This window comes from Pseudomonas sp. SWRI99, assembly GCF_014270125.1.
Classification (GTDB): domain Bacteria; phylum Pseudomonadota; class Gammaproteobacteria; order Pseudomonadales; family Pseudomonadaceae; genus Aquipseudomonas; species Aquipseudomonas hamedanensis.
The window spans coordinates 61701-77307 of sequence record NZ_JABWQR010000021.1; the positions used below are offsets into that span (position 1 = coordinate 61701).

The following is a 15607-nucleotide window of genomic DNA, read 5'->3' on the forward strand; positions in this document are numbered from 1 at the left end:
TCGAAGAACCTTCCGGCGTCTTTAGACCTTGAACTGATTGATCAACCGCCGCTGCTGCTCGGCCAGTTTGGTCAAACTGGCACTCGCCGAACTCGACTCATCCGCGCCACCGGCCACTTCGTTCGCCACCTGGCCGATATTGATCACATTGCGGTTGATGTCATCGGCCACCGCGCTTTGTTCCTCGGCCGCACTGGCAATTTGCGTGTTCATGTCGTTGATCACCGACACGGCCTGGGTAATTGTCTCCAGCGCCTCGGCCGCTTTCGCCGCGTGTTGCACGCTTTCGTCGGTGCGGTTCTGGCTGTCCTCCATGACCCGCACCACATCGCGGGTGCCTTGCTGCAACTGCTGGATCATCGCCTGGATTTCTTCGGTGGCCTTCTGGGTTTTCTGCGCCAGATTGCGCACTTCATCCGCAACCACGGCAAAACCACGCCCCTGTTCACCGGCCCGCGCCGCTTCGATCGCGGCGTTCAGTGCCAGCAGGTTGGTTTGTTCTGCGATCCCGCGAATCGCCGTGAGGATCGCGTTGATGTTTTCGCTGTCCTTGGCCAGGGTCTGCACCACATCGACCGCCTTGCCGATTTCCACGGCGAGCACGCCAATCGAGTTCGAGGTGTCGCGGACGATCTGCATGCCCTGGCTGGCGGCCTGATCGGCATGGCTGGCCGCTTGCGCCGCTTGCGTGGCATTGCGCGCCACGTCCTGGGCGGTGGCGGTCATTTCCTGGACCGCTGTCGCCACTTGATCGATCTCGGCCAGTTGTTTTTGCACGCCGATGTTGGTGCGAATCGCGATGTCGGCCGTGTGTTCCGAGGAATCACTGACGCTCTGCACCGAGGTCACCACTTGCGTGATCATCGCCTGCAACTTGGCAAGGAAGGTATTGAAGCCTTTGGCAATCGAGCCCAGCTCATCACTGCGATCGCTGCTCAAGCGGCGGGTCAGATCGCCTTCGCCCTGGGCGATATCGTCGAGCATGGCGACCATCTGCTTGAGGGGCCGCGCGATGCCGTGACCCACCAGCCAGATCACCAGCAGACCGACAGCCGCGATGATCAAACCGACCATGGCCATGCCAAAGGTGTCGGATTTGCGTTGGGCATCGAGTTCGGCCTGCAGGTTTTGCAGATCAGCCATGACCGCGTTGAGCGGCAGTTGCAGCATCAGCGTCCAGCGTGCATCGGTCTGGCCGATGCCGAACGGCAGGTACAGCTCGATGCGGCCCTTGTCGGTGTTGACCGAGTAGGTGACTTCGCCACGCTTGAGACTGGCCATGTTGGCGGTCTGTTCGGCATCGAGGATGTCACTGACTTTTTCGCCGAATTTGTTCGAGTCTCTGGTGTAGGCGACGATGCGGCCATTGCCGCCGATCAGCGCCATTTCACCCGCGCCGCTGTAGAGTTTCTGGTTGGCGGCGAGGAGCATGTCCTGAATGAAGTTCACCGACAGGTCAGCGCCAACGATGCCCTGGAAGGCGCCGTTGACCATGATCGGTTCGATAAAGGAGGCGAGCATGACGATCTTGTCGCCGACCTTGTAGGGCGCCGGATCGATCACACAGGGTTTTTTCGTTTCTTTCGAGCACAGGTAGTACTCGCTGGCGCGCACGCCGGTGGACAGGGTTTTCTGATCGTCGACATCGGCCAGTTTATCCACGCCGAGAGTGCCGTCGGTGTTGCGGAACCACCATGGCAGGAAGCGTCCGTTGGCGGGATCGATGCCGACCACGGCGCTGCCGATGTAGGCCGCGTCATTGTGGTCCAGTGCGTTTTTTTCCCAGCCAATATAGGTGCCGAGAATCTTCGGGTTCTTTTCGACGTTTTCCTTGATCAGGCTGATCAGTTGCTCACGGCTGATGCTCAGGCGCGGTTGGCCATCGGCACCCGCCGTGCCGAGCAGGGCATTGACCCGCACCAGGCCACCGGCAATCAGCAGCGGCGCTTCGAGTTCGCGCTGGATCTGGCTGACCTGGGTCTGCGCCAGCGAGGTCAGGCGCTGCTCGATGACTTGCTCGAACTGCACCTGGGTGCGCTGTTGCACCATCTCTTGCGTGCGTGCGCCGGCAAACAGCGCATACAGCACCAGCGCCGCGACCACGCTGAGGACGATGGCGCCGGCCAGGGCGGCGACGGAAAACTGGATCGACTTGAACTTCATGGGAACTCCGCACGCAAGAGGACAATCTGCGAGGGATTTATCGGCGGTGCCGGCAGGGCCATGAGCGGCGTTGGTCGGAATGAGCGGCCGGACGTCGCAAATGGATCGGTACGCGACGCAGTGGTTGTGTCGGGGCTATGCAGTTTTTCGGCGGGCATGGCGGGAAACGTCTGAAAGTCGCTGCAACACGTCTGTTGTCTCTGGCGCCGATACCATTACCCGCCTAGGATACGCGACAGGTTTTCAGGGAGCTTTTGAATGAACAAGACATTGGTTGTAAGTGCACTGAGCGCAGCGCTGCTGCTGGCCGGGTGTCAGTCGGTCAACACCACCAGCGGCGGCGCCGTCGGGGTGGAGCGCAAGCAATACATGTTCAGCATGCTGTCCTCGCAAGAGGTCGACCAGATGTACGCGCAGTCCTATCAGAAGACCATCGGCGAGGCGTCGAGCAAAGGCGTGCTGGACAAGAGCAGCCCGGAAGCCAAGCGGGTGCAGGCCATCGCCAATCGTCTGATCGCCCAGGCGCCGAACTTCCGTCCGGATGCGGCGCAATGGCAATGGGAAGTCAATCTGATCAAGAGCGATGAGCTCAACGCCAACTGTGGTCCCGGCGGCAAGATCATTTTCTACACCGGGCTGATCGACAGTCTGAAACTCACCGACGATGAAATCGCCGCCATCATGGGCCATGAAATCGCCCACGCGTTGCGCGAGCACGGGCGTGAAGCGATGTCCAAGGCCTATGGCATCGAGATGGCCAAGCAGGGTGCCGGCGCATTGTTCGGTCTGGGTCAGGACAGCCTGGCGCTGGCCGACACTGTGGCCAACTACGGCATGACGCTGCCCAACAGCCGCGCCAACGAAAACGAAGCCGACCTGATCGGTCTGGAGCTGGCCGCTCGCGCTGGCTACAACCCGAACGCGGCGATTACGTTGTGGAACAAGATGAGCAAGGCTTCCGAGGGTTCACCACCGGAATTCATGAGCACTCACCCGGCTTCCACCAGCCGGATTGCCTCGCTGCAGGCGGCGATTCCGAAAGTCATGCCGCTTTACAACAGCAGCAAGCGATAAGCTGCAAGCTGCAAGCTAAAGCAGATGTGCGTGGCTTGCAGCTCTTTGCTTGCAGCTAAAAGCTTGCAGCTGCTTCAAACCCAGCCGCTGCTCTGCATCGCTTTATAAACCGCAACAATCGCCAGGATCAGGAACGCCGAAGCCGCCAGGCGCCGGATCAGGGTCAGCGGCAACTTGTCCGCGGCAAAATTACCCGCCAGTACCACCGGCACGTTGGCAATCAGCATGCCCACGGTCGTGCCGATAATCACCAGCCACAGTTCCGGGTATTGCGCGGCCAGCATCACCGTGGCGATCTGGGTCTTGTCACCGATTTCAGCGAGGAAGAAGGCAATCAGCGTGGTCAGGAACGGCCCGAACTTGCGCGCGGTGCTGGCTTCGTCGTCATCCAGTTTGTCCGGGACCAGTGTCCACAGCGCAGTGGCGGCGAAGCTCGCGGCGAGAATCCAGTGCAGCACGGCGTCGGAAAAGAAACTGCCGAACCAGGCTCCTACCGCACCGGCTGCTGCGTGGTTGGCCAGGGTCGCGGCGACAATCCCGGCAATGATCGGCCAGGGTTTGCGAAAGCGAGCGGCGAGAATCAGCGCGAGCAGTTGCGTCTTGTCGCCGATTTCGGCCAAGGCAACGATTGCGGTGGGAACGAGTAACGAGTCCAGCATCAGGGATTTCCTAAGGGGCGGGTCGACACGGCTATGACACGTACAGCCTTCCCGCCCCGGGTAAGGTGTGCGTGTCATAGGTCTTGTCAAACCCTGCGATCCGTCTGTTGCGGACGCTGGGGTCGCATACGCCATGATCTGAGGATCAAGTATGTTGACGTATGCCGGACGAGCTTGGCGCTCGTGGGAGACTACTCCCCTAGGACGGAGCGGATTCTGCCTAGGCAAATCCGATTGGGCAAGAACAAATTTTCAACCGCGCTTGGCCCGGTAAATCCGGAAGCCATTGCCTTCAGCCTTGATCGCACAAACGCCCAGATGCTCTTCGATCAACGGCTGATACTTCAGGAAGCTGTTGGCCACAAGTCGAAGTTCGCCACCGTTTTTCAGATGTTTGGCCGCTTTTCGCAGCAAGTTCTCCGTGGCGAAATAATCGGTATGCACGCCGACATGGAACGGCGGGTTGCTCAGAATCGCGCTCAAACCCATCGGCGCGGCGTCGATACCATCGCCGGTCAGCACCTCGGCTTCCAGGCCATTGGCGGCCAGGGTCAGACGGCTGCTCGCGGCAGCAAACGCATCCACGTCCAGCAGCGTCACCTGATTGTGCGGGTAGCGGCGTTTGACCGCCGCGCCCAGCACGCCGGCGCCACAACCGAAGTCGAGCAGATGGCCGCTCGGCAGTTTGTCCAGATGATCGAGCAACAGCGCGCTGCCGCGATCGAGCCGACCATGGCTGAACACGCCCGGCAGGCTGATGACTTTCAACGGGCCTTCAGCCAGCGGCAGTTCGTAGGTCTGCGCCAGGCTTTCCAGCGACTTGGCTTGCGGCGCGTTGGCTACGGTCACTTGCCAGAGCTGGCAATGGCGCGCGCTGTCGAGTTTGCGCGGCTTGCCGAACGGGTTGAGTTGCTTGGAGGCGCCTTCGATGCCGCTGCGCTTCTCCCCGACCAAGAACACTTCACGCCCGGCCAGACGCGACGCCACGGCGTTGAGGATGTAATCGGTCAGGTCTTTAGACTTGGGCAGGAACACCATGGCGCTGTCGAACTCACGCTCCGGCACGTTCACGCCGAACTGGCTGCGCCCTTCGAAGCGGGCTTCCAGCGCGGCTTGATCGCCCGCGTGCCAGCACCAGCCAAACGCGTTGGGCAGACGCCCAAGCAGATCGTCGGCGGGCAGCCCGGCCAATAACAACGGACCCTGGAATAACTCGGCCTGACGAAGCAGTACTTCACTGCGCGGATCCATAACTGCTCCTCGAAAAAAAAGTGCCGCAGTTTATCAACTGACGACCCGCAGCGCCTCACCGCTGAAGAACGCCCGGGCGTTTTCGCTCAGTTGGCCGACGATGCGTTGCCGCGCCTCGCGACTGCCCCAGGCGTTATGCGGAGTGACGATCAGGCGCGGGATGTCGGCGGCGAGCAGCGGATTGCCGTGGCTCGGCGGTTCAACGCTGAGCACGTCCGTCGCTGCACCGCCGAGGTGGCCGCTGCGCAAAGCATCGGCCAGCGCCTGCTCATCGATCAAGCCACCCCGGGCGGTGTTGACCATGAACGCGCCGGGTTTCATCGCGGCCAGCTCGCGGGCACCAATGAAGTGGCGGGTGTGTTCGTTGAGCGGGCAGTGCAGGGTGAGGGCGTCGATCTGCGGCAGCAGTTGATCCAGCGGCAAGCGGTCTGCTCGAGCGGGGCGTCCGGGAATCTGCCCGAGCAACACGCGCATGCCGAACGCTTCGGCCAGCCGCGCCACGGCGCCACCGAGTTCGCCGTGCCCGAGCAGGCCAAGGGTTTTGCCCTGCAGTTCAACGATTGGGTAGTCGAGCAGGCAGAACTGCTTGGCCTGCTGCCAGCGGCCTTCAGCGACGGCTTTTTGGTAATCGGCCAGACGTGTGGCGAGGTTGAGCAGCAGCATGATCGTGTGTTGCGCAACGGACGGCGTACCGTAACCCTGACAATTGCACACGGTGATGCCGTGGGCGCGGGCGGCGCTGAGGTCGACGTTGTTGGTGCCGGTGGCGCTGATCAGGATCAGTTGCAACTGCGGGTTGGCAGCCATGGCGGCGGCGTCGATCACGACTTTATTGGTGATTGCCACGCTGGCGCCTTGCATCCGTTCGCTGACTTGCTCGGGCAGGGTTTGCGCGAAGAGTTGCAGATCGCTGAAGCATTTGCGCAACGGACCGAGGTCCAGATCGCCGAGGTCCAGCGAAGGGTGATCAAGAAATACCGCGCGGCGCGAGTTCGTCATCAACTGTACCTTTTGTGCTGTGAGCGGAGGGCGTACTCTGCCGAGCCTACCAGATGAAACAATTGGTTACTCAACACCATGAGCCGGTGTAATACCTGTGGCGAGGGAGCTTGCTCCCGCTGGGCTGCGAAGCAGGCCCAAACCCATTGAAGTTGTACCAGCGCTATCGGGTGTACCGGTTGTACGACTGCTGCGCAGCCGAGCGGGACGGTGCGACTATTCGACAAGCCCTCTCGCCACAAATGAGTGGTGGCCGCAGATCCAATGTTTATAGCGAAATTCTAGGAGCCCCCATGTACTGGACCGAATTCCTGACCGTTGCCCTTATCCACTTGCTGGCCGTTGCCAGTCCCGGCCCGGACTTTGCCGTGGTGGTGCGCGAAAGCGTGACCCACGGGCGTCGCGCCGGCACCTGGACGGCGCTGGGGGTGGGCACGGCGATTTTCCTGCATGTCGGCTATTCGCTGTTGGGCATTGGCCTGATCGTGTCGCAGTCGATCGTGCTGTTCAACGCGTTGAAGTGGGCGGCGGCTGCGTATCTGCTGTACATCGGCTTCAAGGCCTTGCGCGCGCAACCGGCCAAAGCCGTTGCCGATGATCTGCACCAGGAGGCCGGCGTCCGCACGGCGCGTGGCGCGTTTACCTCGGGCTTCGTCACCAACGGCCTGAACCCGAAAGCCACACTGTTTTTCCTGTCGCTGTTCACCGTGGTGATCAACCCGCACACGCCACTGGCCGTGCAGGCGGGTTATGGAGTTTACCTGGCGGTGGCAACGGCATTCTGGTTTTGCCTGGTGGCGCTGCTGTTCAGCCAGCAACGCGTGCGCGCCGGGTTCGCGCGCATGGGCCACTGGTTCGACCGCACCATGGGCGCTGTGCTGATTGCTCTCGGCGTGAAAATCGCGTTTACCGAGATGCATTGAGGACTGGCTGCGATCAAAATTGTGGGAGCGAGCCTGCTCGCGAAAGCGCTAGTACAGTCACCGAAGATGTCGACTGACCCGACGCCTTCGCGAGCCGGCTCGCTCCCACAGGTAGTGTTTTCTTCCAGATCAGCTCGAAATGCTGGCGCAAAGCTAGCATTTGTTCGGCTCTGCAAATCATTCCTTTGGCTGATTTTACGGTCACGCAGGCGCACTAGAGTACGAATCTCTCCGCCAACACCGTGCAGTCAGAAAAGGGATTCCTATGTTGCAGACTCGCGTCATTCCTCCGGCCGATGGGGCCTACCAGTATCCATTGCTGATCAAGCGGCTGCTGATGTCTGGCGCCCGTTATGAGAAAACCCGCGAGATCGTCTACCGTGACCAGTTGCGCTACAGCTACCCGACGCTGATCGAGCGCGTCGCTCGTCTGGCCAACGTGCTGACCGCTGCCGGTGTGAAGGCCGGTGACACGGTGGCGGTGATGGACTGGGACAGCCATCGTTATCTGGAGTGCATGTTCGCCATCCCGATGATCGGTGCGGTGATTCATACGATCAACGTGCGCCTGTCGCCCGAGCAGATTCTCTACACGATGAATCATGCCGAGGACCGCTTTGTGCTGGTCAACAGCGAGTTCGCCGGGCTGTATCAAGCCATTGCGCCGCACCTGACCACGGTCGAGAAAACCTTGCTGCTGACCGATCTGCCGGAGAAAACCGCTGACTTGCCGAATCTGGTCGGCGAGTACGAGCAGCTACTGGCCGCGGCGAGCCCGCAGTATGACTTCGAGGATTTCGACGAAAACTCGGTCGCCACGACGTTCTACACCACAGGCACGACCGGTAACCCGAAAGGCGTTTATTTCACCCACCGGCAACTGGTGCTGCACACGATTGGCGTGGCGACGATCATGGGTTCGATCGACAGCGTGCGCCTGCTTGGCACCAACGATGTGTACATGCCGATCACGCCGATGTTTCACGTCCACGCCTGGGGTTTGCCGTACGTGGCGACGATGCTCGGCCTCAAACAGGTGTATCCGGGGCGCTACGACCCGGAATATCTGGTGGAGTTGTGGCGCAAGGAGAAGGTCACGTTTTCCCACTGTGTGCCGACCATCCTGCAAATGCTGCTCAACGCCAAAGCCGCGCAAGACACCGATTTCGCCGGCTGGAAAATCGTCATTGGCGGCAGCGCGCTCAACCGCTCCCTGTATGAAAACGCCAAGGCCCGTGGCATTCAGCTGACGGCGGCCTATGGCATGTCGGAAACCGGGCCGTTGGTGTCCTGCGCCCATCTGAATGACGAGTTGATGGCCGGCAGCGAGGACGAACGCACCACCTACCGGATCAAGGCCGGCGTGCCGGGGCCGCTGGTGGAAGCAGCGATCGTCGACAGCGAGGGCAACTTTCTCCCGGCCGATGGCGAGACTCAAGGCGAACTGGTGCTGCGTGCGCCCTGGCTCACCGAAGGCTATTTCAACGAACCGCAGAAGGGCGCCGAACTCTGGTCCGGCGGCTGGCTGCACACCGGTGATGTGGCGACGCTCGACAGCATGGGCGTGATCGACATCCGCGACCGGATCAAGGACGTGATCAAGACCGGCGGCGAATGGATCTCCTCGCTGGACCTCGAAGACCTGATCAGCCGACATGCGGCGGTACGTGAAGTAGCAGTGGTGGGGATTGCCGATCCGCAGTGGGGCGAGCGGCCGTTTGCCTTGCTGGTGGTCCGTGAAGGCCATGTGATCGGTGCGCGGGAACTCAAGGAACACCTCAAGCCGTTCGTCGAGCTGGGGCACTTGAGCAAGTGGGCGATTCCGAGTCAGATCGCCCTTGTTACCGAAATTCCCAAGACCAGTGTCGGCAAGCTCGACAAGAAGCGCATCCGCCTCGACATCACCGAATGGCAGGCCAACAACAGCACCTTTCTGTCGACCCTCTGAGCACCTGCTGGCGCGCTGAAACCGGCGCGCCAGACCTCCCGAGCAAGCGCTTGGCTTGTGAAATCGAAAAAATCAGCCATCCTTGCCCTGCCGACCTGTGTCGGACTGGCGAAAGGACTGTTCCAGAGTGGTTGGCTGCTGCAAATCACACTTTAGAGGGATCAAGCAGTACCCCCTGCTGGCTATAGTCCGCTCAAGGACTTTTTAAGAACGGAGCACACGCACTGATTGGGGCGAGCAACTCTGGAGGTATTACGGGCAGCCCTGGCGCCCGGCCCTTCACAGCGTTTTTAAAAGTACTCACTGCCATAACAATAATGCACATGGAGTAGCGTCGATGACCTCAGTAAACCAGTTCTGGCGCCGGGCGAAACTGCCTCTGGCGGTCAGTCTTGCCTCCTCGCTCGCCGGGCCTGCATTCGGCGTCAGCTTCAACGTCGGTGAAATCGAAGGCCAGTTCGACTCGTCCCTGTCGATCGGTGCCAGTTGGTCTACTCAGAGCCCGAACAAGAACCTGATCGGCGTCAACAACGGCGGCCATGGCCTGTCGCAGACCTCCGATGACGGTCACGCCAACTTCAAGAGCGGCGAAACCTTTTCGAAGATCTTCAAGGGCATCCATGACCTTGAACTGAAATACGGCGACACCGGCGTGTTCGTCCGTGGCAAATACTGGTACGACTTCGAACTCAAGGACGAAAGCCGTCAGTTCAAGGACATCAGCGACAGCAACCGCAAGGAAGGCGCCAAGTCTTCCGGCGGGCAGATTCTCGACGCCTTCGTCTACCACAATTACTCGATTGCCGATCAGCCGGGCTCCGTGCGTCTGGGCAAGCAAGTGGTGAGCTGGGGTGAAAGTACTTTCATTGGCGGCGGCATCAACTCGATCAACCCGATCGACGTTTCCGCGTTCCGTCGTCCTGGCGCCGAGATCAAGGAAGGCCTGATTCCGGTCAACATGTTCTACGTCTCGCAGAGCCTGACCGACAACCTCTCGGCCGAAGCGTTCTACCAGCTGGAATGGGACCAGACGGTCGTCGACAACTGCGGCACGTTCTTCTCGCAGCCAGACATCATTGCCGACGGTTGCGACAACAACCTGCGCGTGCTGAACAAGCGTTCGCAGATTCCGGCCATTGCCCTTGGGCCGCTGGCGGGCGCCGGCGTCGATGTCAACCAGGAAGGCGTGCTGGTGCGTCGCGGTCCGGATCGCGATGCCCGTGACAGCGGCCAGTACGGCGTGTCGTTCAAGTACATGTACGAACCGCTGGACACCGAGTTCGGCGCCTACTTCATGAATTACCACAGCCGTGCGCCGATCTTCAGCGCAACCGGTGCGCCGCAGTCGGTCTACAACACCGCCGCCTCGCTGCCAGGGCCTTTCGCCGCGCTCGCGCCATTGCTGGTGGCGGGCAACTCTCAGTACTTCGTTGAATACCCTGAAGACATCCGCCTCTACGGTTTGAGCTTCTCGACCACCCTGCCTACCGGTACGGCGTGGAGCGGTGAGATCAGCTACCGTCCGAATGCGCCGGTGCAACTGAACTCCACCGACATCCTGTTCGCCGGTGTGCGCCCACTGGGCGGCGCGCTGACCAACGCTTCGCTGCTCACGGGCGTGCCGGGTCAGGATCTGCACGGCTACGAGCGCAAGGAAATCACCCAGCTGCAAACGACCTTCACGCACTTCTTCGATCAGGTCATGGGCGCCAGTCGTCTGACCCTCGTCGGCGAAGTCGGCGCGACGTATGTCGGCGGGCTGGAAAGCCGCTCCGAGAAGCGTTACGGCCGCGATCCGGTCTACGGCCCGGGTGAGTTGCCGGCCACTGGCACCGCCAACACCTGCGCCAACATCCTCAACGCCAGCACCATCAACGGCGCAGGCCCCGGTTCACCGCAGAACAACCGCAGCCGCAATTGCGACAACGACGGATTCACCACCTCGATGTCCTGGGGTTATCGCGGTCGGGCCATCTGGGATTACAACGACGTGTTCGCCGGCGTGAACCTCAGACCCAACGTGGCCTGGTCCCATGACGTCAGCGGTTACTCGCCAGGCCCTGGCGGCAACTTCGAGGAAGGTCGCAAGGCGGTCAGCCTCGGCGTCGATGCCGAATACCAGAACACCTACACCGCCAGCCTGGCCTACACCAACTTCTTTGACGGCAAGTACACCACCGTGGATGACCGCGACTTCGTGGCACTCAGCTTCGGCGTGAACTTCTAAGCACTGCTTTTCAGGACGAACACACATATGAAAATAACAAAGAGTCTGTTCCACGCCGGTGTACTGGGCCTGTCGCTGCTGGCGACCGGCGTCATGGCCGCGGTGCCTGCTGCCGAAGCCGACAAGCTGGGCAAAAGCCTGACCCCGATGGGCGCCGAGATGGCCGGCAACGCCGATGGCTCGATTCCGGCCTGGAAACCGATGGCGAAGAACGCCGGCAGCGTCGACAGCAAGGGCTTCCTGTCCAACCCTTACGCCAGTGAGCAACCGCTGTTCACCATCACCGCCAAGGACGTCGACAAGTACAAGGACAAACTTGCTCCGGGTCAGTACGCGATGTTCAAGCGTTACCCGGAAACCTTCAAGATGCCGGTCTATCCGTCCCATCGCGGTGCCACCGTGCCGGATGCGGTGTTCGCCGCCATCAAGAAAAACGCCACGACCACCAATCTGGTGTCCGGCGGCAACGGTCTGGAAAACTTCGACACTGCCGTGCCGTTCCCGATTCCGAAAACCGGCGTGGAAGTGATCTGGAACCACATCACCCGCTATCGCGGCGGCAGCGTGACCCGCCTGGTAACCCAGGCCACGCCACAGCCGAACGGCTCGTACAGCCTGGTGTACTTCCAGGATCAGTTCGTGTTCCGCGACAAGATGAAGGACTACGATCCGGCGAACCCGGGCAACATCCTGTTCTACTTCAAGCAGAAAGTGACCGCACCGGCGCGTCTGGCCGGCGGTGTACTGCTGGTGCACGAAACCCTCGATCAGGTCAAAGAGCCACGTTCGGCGTGGGTCTACAACGCCGGTCAGCGCCGTGTGCGCCGCGCACCGCAAGTGTCGTATGACGGCCCGGGTACTGCCGCCGACGGCCTGCGCACCTCGGACAACCTCGACATGTACAACGGTGCGCCGGATCGTTACGACTGGAAACTCGTGGGCAAGAAAGAGATGTACATCGCCTCCGACAGCTACAAACTCGACGATCCGAAACTGAAATACGCCGACATCATCAAGGCCGGCCACATCAATCAGGATCTCGCGCGTTACGAGCTGCGCCGCGTCTGGCACGTGACGGCGACGCTGAAGGAAGGTCAGCGCCACATCTACGCCAAGCGTGATTTCTACATCGACGAAGACACCTGGCAAGCGGCGGTGATCGACCACTACGACGGTCGTGGTCAACTGTGGCGCGTGGCCGAGGCGCATGCTGAGAACTACTACGACAAGCAAGTGCCGTGGTACGCCCTCGAAACACTCTATGACTTGCAGTCCGGCCGCTATCTGGCACTGGGCATGAAGAACGAAGAGAAGAGTGCGTATGACTTTGGCTTCACCGCCACCACCGGCGATTTCACCCCGGCCGCTCTGCGTCAGGACGGTGTTCGCTAAACCGCGACAAACCCGAGGCCGCACCCTCGCGAAACGCCCCGACTGGTTCGGGGCGTTTTTTTGCGTGCGGTTTTGCGCTGACCTGTGCACATCTCTTGTAGCCTTTTTGTAGCCATTTGTAGCAGCGACCTTCATTCCCTCTGCGTTTAAGGCTAGTCTGCGGACATCTGGCAACGCCGCCAATAGCATTCAAACAAGAGCCGGCCATGACTGATCTGTCCCCGCTTCCGGGTCCTGCAAGCATTACCGTCGCCGCACTGGACGGGCGTTTTTTTCGCCCCCCGCTGCCTGACGGTTATGTGCTGCGACCGCGTCTGTGCGAACGCCTTCAAGCCGGACTCGGTGGTCGGCTGTTGCTGGTCAGCGCCCCGGCCGGGTTCGGCAAGAGTTCGCTGGCGGTGGAGTTCTGTCAGAGCCTGCCGGCGCAATGGCAAAGCCTCTGGCTGGGCCTGAGTCCGCGTGACAGCGATCCCGGGCGTTTTCTCGAGCGCTTGCTCGAAGGTCTCCAGGACTATTTTCCAGCCTTGGGCGCCGGCGCCCTCGGCCTGTTGAAAATGCGTCAGCGCCATCAGCCGTTTGCTTTCGAAGAGTGGCTGGACGGTCTGCTGGACGAATTGGCGCTGCAGCTCGATCCGGCCGCGCCGTTGCTGCTGGTGCTCGACGATTACCATCTCGCCCAGGGGCCGGTGCTGGATCGTTGCCTGCAATTTTTCCTCAATCATTTGCCCGATGGCTTGTTGGTGATGGTCACCAGTCGGCAGCGTCCGGACTGGCATCTGGCGCGTTTGCGCCTGTCGCGCCAGTTGCTCGAACTGCACGAACAGGATTTACGCCTGACCCACGACGAAGCCCTGACCTTGCTTGACCGCCACAGCAGCTCATTGCGCGGTGAAGCATTGGAGAACCTGATCCAGCGCAGCGAAGGCTGGGTCGCCGGGCTGCGCTTCTGGTTGCTGGCGGTGTCCGAGGCGGGCAACGATGCCGCGCTGCCGCAAGCGCTGAATGGCGGGGAAGGGCTGATACGCGATTATCTGCTCGAGGAAGTCATCGATTGCCTGCCCGTCGAAGTGCAATCGTTTCTCTACGAAACCGCACCGCAGGAACGCTTTTGCAGCGAACTCTGTGACGCGGTGCGCGAAGCCCATGACAGCGCCGAGATCCTGCGCTTCCTGCTCGCCCACCAGGTATTTCTGGTGCCGCTGGACGAGCACGGTCATTGGTATCGCTACCATCATCTGTTCTCGGATCTGTTGCGCAGCCGGCCGATCGCGCAGGCGATGGTGCCTACCGCCACTCTGCATTTGCGCGCCTGTCGTTGGTTCAACGCGCAGGGTTTGCTCGACGAAGCCGTGGAGCAGGCACTGCGCGCCGGGCACCTCGATGTGGCGGCGAATCTCGTGCAGAACCTGTCCGAAGAACAACTGCTCGCCGAGCAGAACGTCGGCATGCTGCTGCGCTGGAAAATGGACTTGCCCGACAGCCTGTTGATCAGCACGCCACGGCTGATCGTGCTCTACAGTTGGGCGCTGGGGCTGGCTTGTCAGCTCGATGCTGCCGAAGAGTTGTCCAGCCACTTGAGCCGCTTCCTGCCGGCGCCTTCGGCCACGGCGCAGAAATCGATGCTGGCGCAATGGCTGGCGCTGAGCGGGATCATTGCTCGCGGGCGCGGCCATCGCGAGCTGACGCTGCGCTATTGCACTGAAGCGCTGGAGAGCCTGCCGGCCAAGCGTTATGGCCAACGGCTGATGTGTTTGTCGACGTTATCCAATCTGGCGATCGCCGACGGTGATCTGTGGCGCGCCCGGGGACTCAATCGCGAGTCTCTTGAACTGGCACAGCGGGTCGGCAATCCGTTGTTCGAGGCGCTGGCGCATTACGACCGTGCGCGGGTTTTGCAGTCGCGTGGCGAGATTCTGCGCGCACTGGATGAAGTGCAGCAGGGCCTGGAGCGCCTTCGCGGTTTGTCGCCGCAACGCTTGTACGCCGTGCGAGCGCGGCTAACGTTGTACGAAGGCTTTCTGTTGGCGATGCGCTTGCAGCACCAGGCGGCACGCGTGCGCCTGGTGGCTGGAATCGCTGAGGCGCGCGCCTGTCGCGATATCAGCGTCTTGATCGGTCACTGCGTCATCGCTCGCCTCGACGGTGCCAGCGGCGAGTTCGCCAAGGCCTTTGCCGAGCTCGCCGAAGCCGAACGCCTGATGCACATCTGGGACGTACCGCCGATCTACTATCTGGCGATGATCACTCTGGTCAAATGTGAGCTGTGGCTGGCGCAGGGTCGTACTGATCTGGCCGAAGCCTGGCTCGCTCGGCTGGGGCAGACCTATACCGGCGAACGTGCCGCCGCGCCGCCGGAGTTTCATCCACAGCTACCATTGCATGTGGAACTGCAACAGGCGCTGCTCGATATGCTTCGGGGTCAACCCATGCTTGCGGAAGGACGGCTCAATGCACTGCATGAGAACGGTCAGCAAACTGGACGACAGTTGCTCAGTGTAATGGCGCTGACGCAAAAGGTCGCGTTGTTGCTTCAGACAGGGGGGCGCGAGCCGGAAGCACGCAGAGCGTTGGGGCAAGCGCTGGAGGCGGCGGCGGGGGGCGTGCTGCAACCGTTCGATACTTTATATAAGGGGCACGGGGACTGGTTGCGCGGGCAATTGCAGACGTCAGTGTCCTCGTCAGGGCAGCAGTTGCTTGAATATTTTCCGTCTGCCGCAGTGCGTCAAGCCGCAGAATCCGGCGGCACTGAGCCGCTCAGCAGCAGGGAGCTCGCGGTGTTACGTTTGATCGCCCAGGGTTGTTCAAATCAGGAAATTAGCGAGCAGTTGTTCATCTCGCTGCATACCGTGAAAACCCACGCGAGCCATATCAACAGCAAATTGGGCGTCGAGCGCCGCACGCAGGCAGTGGCAAGGGCCAAGGAGCTAGGGGTGCTTGGTTAAAGAGGAGGTACTTGATAAGCAAAAAAAAC

The 15607-nt window shown here is 61.1% G+C and carries 10 protein-coding genes and 1 riboswitch; of the genes, 6 read left to right on the top strand and 4 right to left on the bottom strand.

Features of this window, described 5'->3' with window-relative positions; all coding sequences use genetic code 11:
- Window positions 1-21: 21 nt before the first annotated feature.
- Window positions 22-2163, bottom strand: coding sequence for a methyl-accepting chemotaxis protein (locus tag HU743_RS17975; RefSeq protein ID WP_186650264.1), 2142 nt, complete (start codon window positions 2161-2163; stop codon window positions 22-24).
- A 258-nt stretch (window positions 2164-2421) separates the two neighbouring features.
- Between HU743_RS17975 and HU743_RS17980 the strand changes: the two genes are divergently transcribed.
- The gene (locus HU743_RS17980) at window positions 2422-3237 is read left to right on the top strand and encodes a M48 family metallopeptidase (RefSeq protein WP_186650267.1); all 816 of its coding nucleotides are present in this window, start codon (window positions 2422-2424) and stop codon (window positions 3235-3237) included.
- Window positions 3238-3311: 74 nt separating this feature from the next.
- On the opposite strand, the gene HU743_RS17985 is transcribed toward HU743_RS17980, so the two are convergent.
- The 3 genes from HU743_RS17985 to HU743_RS17995 form a co-directional block, all read right to left on the bottom strand.
- Window positions 3312-3896 (bottom strand): TMEM165/GDT1 family protein, encoded by a 585-nt coding sequence (locus HU743_RS17985; RefSeq protein WP_186619794.1) that lies wholly within the window; start codon window positions 3894-3896, stop codon window positions 3312-3314.
- A gap of 89 nt (window positions 3897-3985) precedes the next feature.
- Window positions 3986-4108: riboswitch (yybP-ykoY riboswitch) on the bottom strand.
- 40 nt (window positions 4109-4148) lie between these two features.
- Entirely contained in the window at window positions 4149-5147 is a 999-nt protein-coding gene (locus HU743_RS17990; RefSeq protein WP_186650270.1) for a class I SAM-dependent methyltransferase, read from the bottom strand.
- 33 nt (window positions 5148-5180) lie between these two features.
- On the bottom strand, window positions 5181-6146 hold the full coding sequence (locus tag HU743_RS17995) for a 2-hydroxyacid dehydrogenase (RefSeq protein WP_186650273.1): 966 nt from the start codon (window positions 6144-6146) through the stop codon (window positions 5181-5183).
- A gap of 293 nt (window positions 6147-6439) precedes the next feature.
- Between HU743_RS17995 and HU743_RS18000 the strand changes: the two genes are divergently transcribed.
- From HU743_RS18000 to HU743_RS18020, 5 genes are all read left to right on the top strand, one after another.
- Window positions 6440-7069 carry a LysE family transporter gene (locus HU743_RS18000; protein WP_186619797.1) on the top strand — a complete coding sequence of 210 codons (630 nt, stop codon included), beginning with the start codon at window positions 6440-6442 and terminating at the stop codon, window positions 7067-7069.
- A gap of 265 nt (window positions 7070-7334) precedes the next feature.
- Window positions 7335-9017, top strand: coding sequence for a fatty acid--CoA ligase (locus HU743_RS18005; protein WP_186650276.1), 1683 nt, complete (start codon window positions 7335-7337; stop codon window positions 9015-9017).
- A gap of 337 nt (window positions 9018-9354) precedes the next feature.
- On the top strand, window positions 9355-11244 hold the full coding sequence (locus tag HU743_RS18010) for a DUF1302 domain-containing protein (RefSeq protein ID WP_186619799.1): 1890 nt from the start codon (window positions 9355-9357) through the stop codon (window positions 11242-11244).
- A 27-nt stretch (window positions 11245-11271) separates the two neighbouring features.
- Window positions 11272-12636: a DUF1329 domain-containing protein gene (locus HU743_RS18015; RefSeq protein WP_186619800.1), complete on the top strand. Its 1365-nt coding sequence runs from the start codon at window positions 11272-11274 to the stop codon at window positions 12634-12636.
- Between the two features lie 206 nt (window positions 12637-12842).
- Window positions 12843-15578, top strand: coding sequence for a LuxR C-terminal-related transcriptional regulator (locus tag HU743_RS18020; RefSeq protein ID WP_186650279.1), 2736 nt, complete (start codon window positions 12843-12845; stop codon window positions 15576-15578).
- The last annotated feature ends 29 nt before the right edge of the window (window positions 15579-15607 follow it).

Coding starts and splice junctions, on each gene's coding strand:
- HU743_RS18020 (WP_186650279.1), top strand. CDS start 12,843: ATGACTGATCTGTCCCCGCTTCCGGGTCCTGCAAGCATTACCGTCGCC.
- HU743_RS17985 (WP_186619794.1), bottom strand. CDS start 3,896: ATGCTGGACTCGTTACTCGTTCCCACCGCAATCGTTGCCTTGGCCGAA.
- HU743_RS17980 (WP_186650267.1), top strand. CDS start 2,422: ATGAACAAGACATTGGTTGTAAGTGCACTGAGCGCAGCGCTGCTGCTG.
- HU743_RS17990 (WP_186650270.1), bottom strand. CDS start 5,147: ATGGATCCGCGCAGTGAAGTACTGCTTCGTCAGGCCGAGTTATTCCAG.
- HU743_RS18000 (WP_186619797.1), top strand. CDS start 6,440: ATGTACTGGACCGAATTCCTGACCGTTGCCCTTATCCACTTGCTGGCC.
- HU743_RS18005 (WP_186650276.1), top strand. CDS start 7,335: ATGTTGCAGACTCGCGTCATTCCTCCGGCCGATGGGGCCTACCAGTAT.
- HU743_RS17975 (WP_186650264.1), bottom strand. CDS start 2,163: ATGAAGTTCAAGTCGATCCAGTTTTCCGTCGCCGCCCTGGCCGGCGCC.
- HU743_RS17995 (WP_186650273.1), bottom strand. CDS start 6,146: ATGACGAACTCGCGCCGCGCGGTATTTCTTGATCACCCTTCGCTGGAC.
- HU743_RS18015 (WP_186619800.1), top strand. CDS start 11,272: ATGAAAATAACAAAGAGTCTGTTCCACGCCGGTGTACTGGGCCTGTCG.
- HU743_RS18010 (WP_186619799.1), top strand. CDS start 9,355: ATGACCTCAGTAAACCAGTTCTGGCGCCGGGCGAAACTGCCTCTGGCG.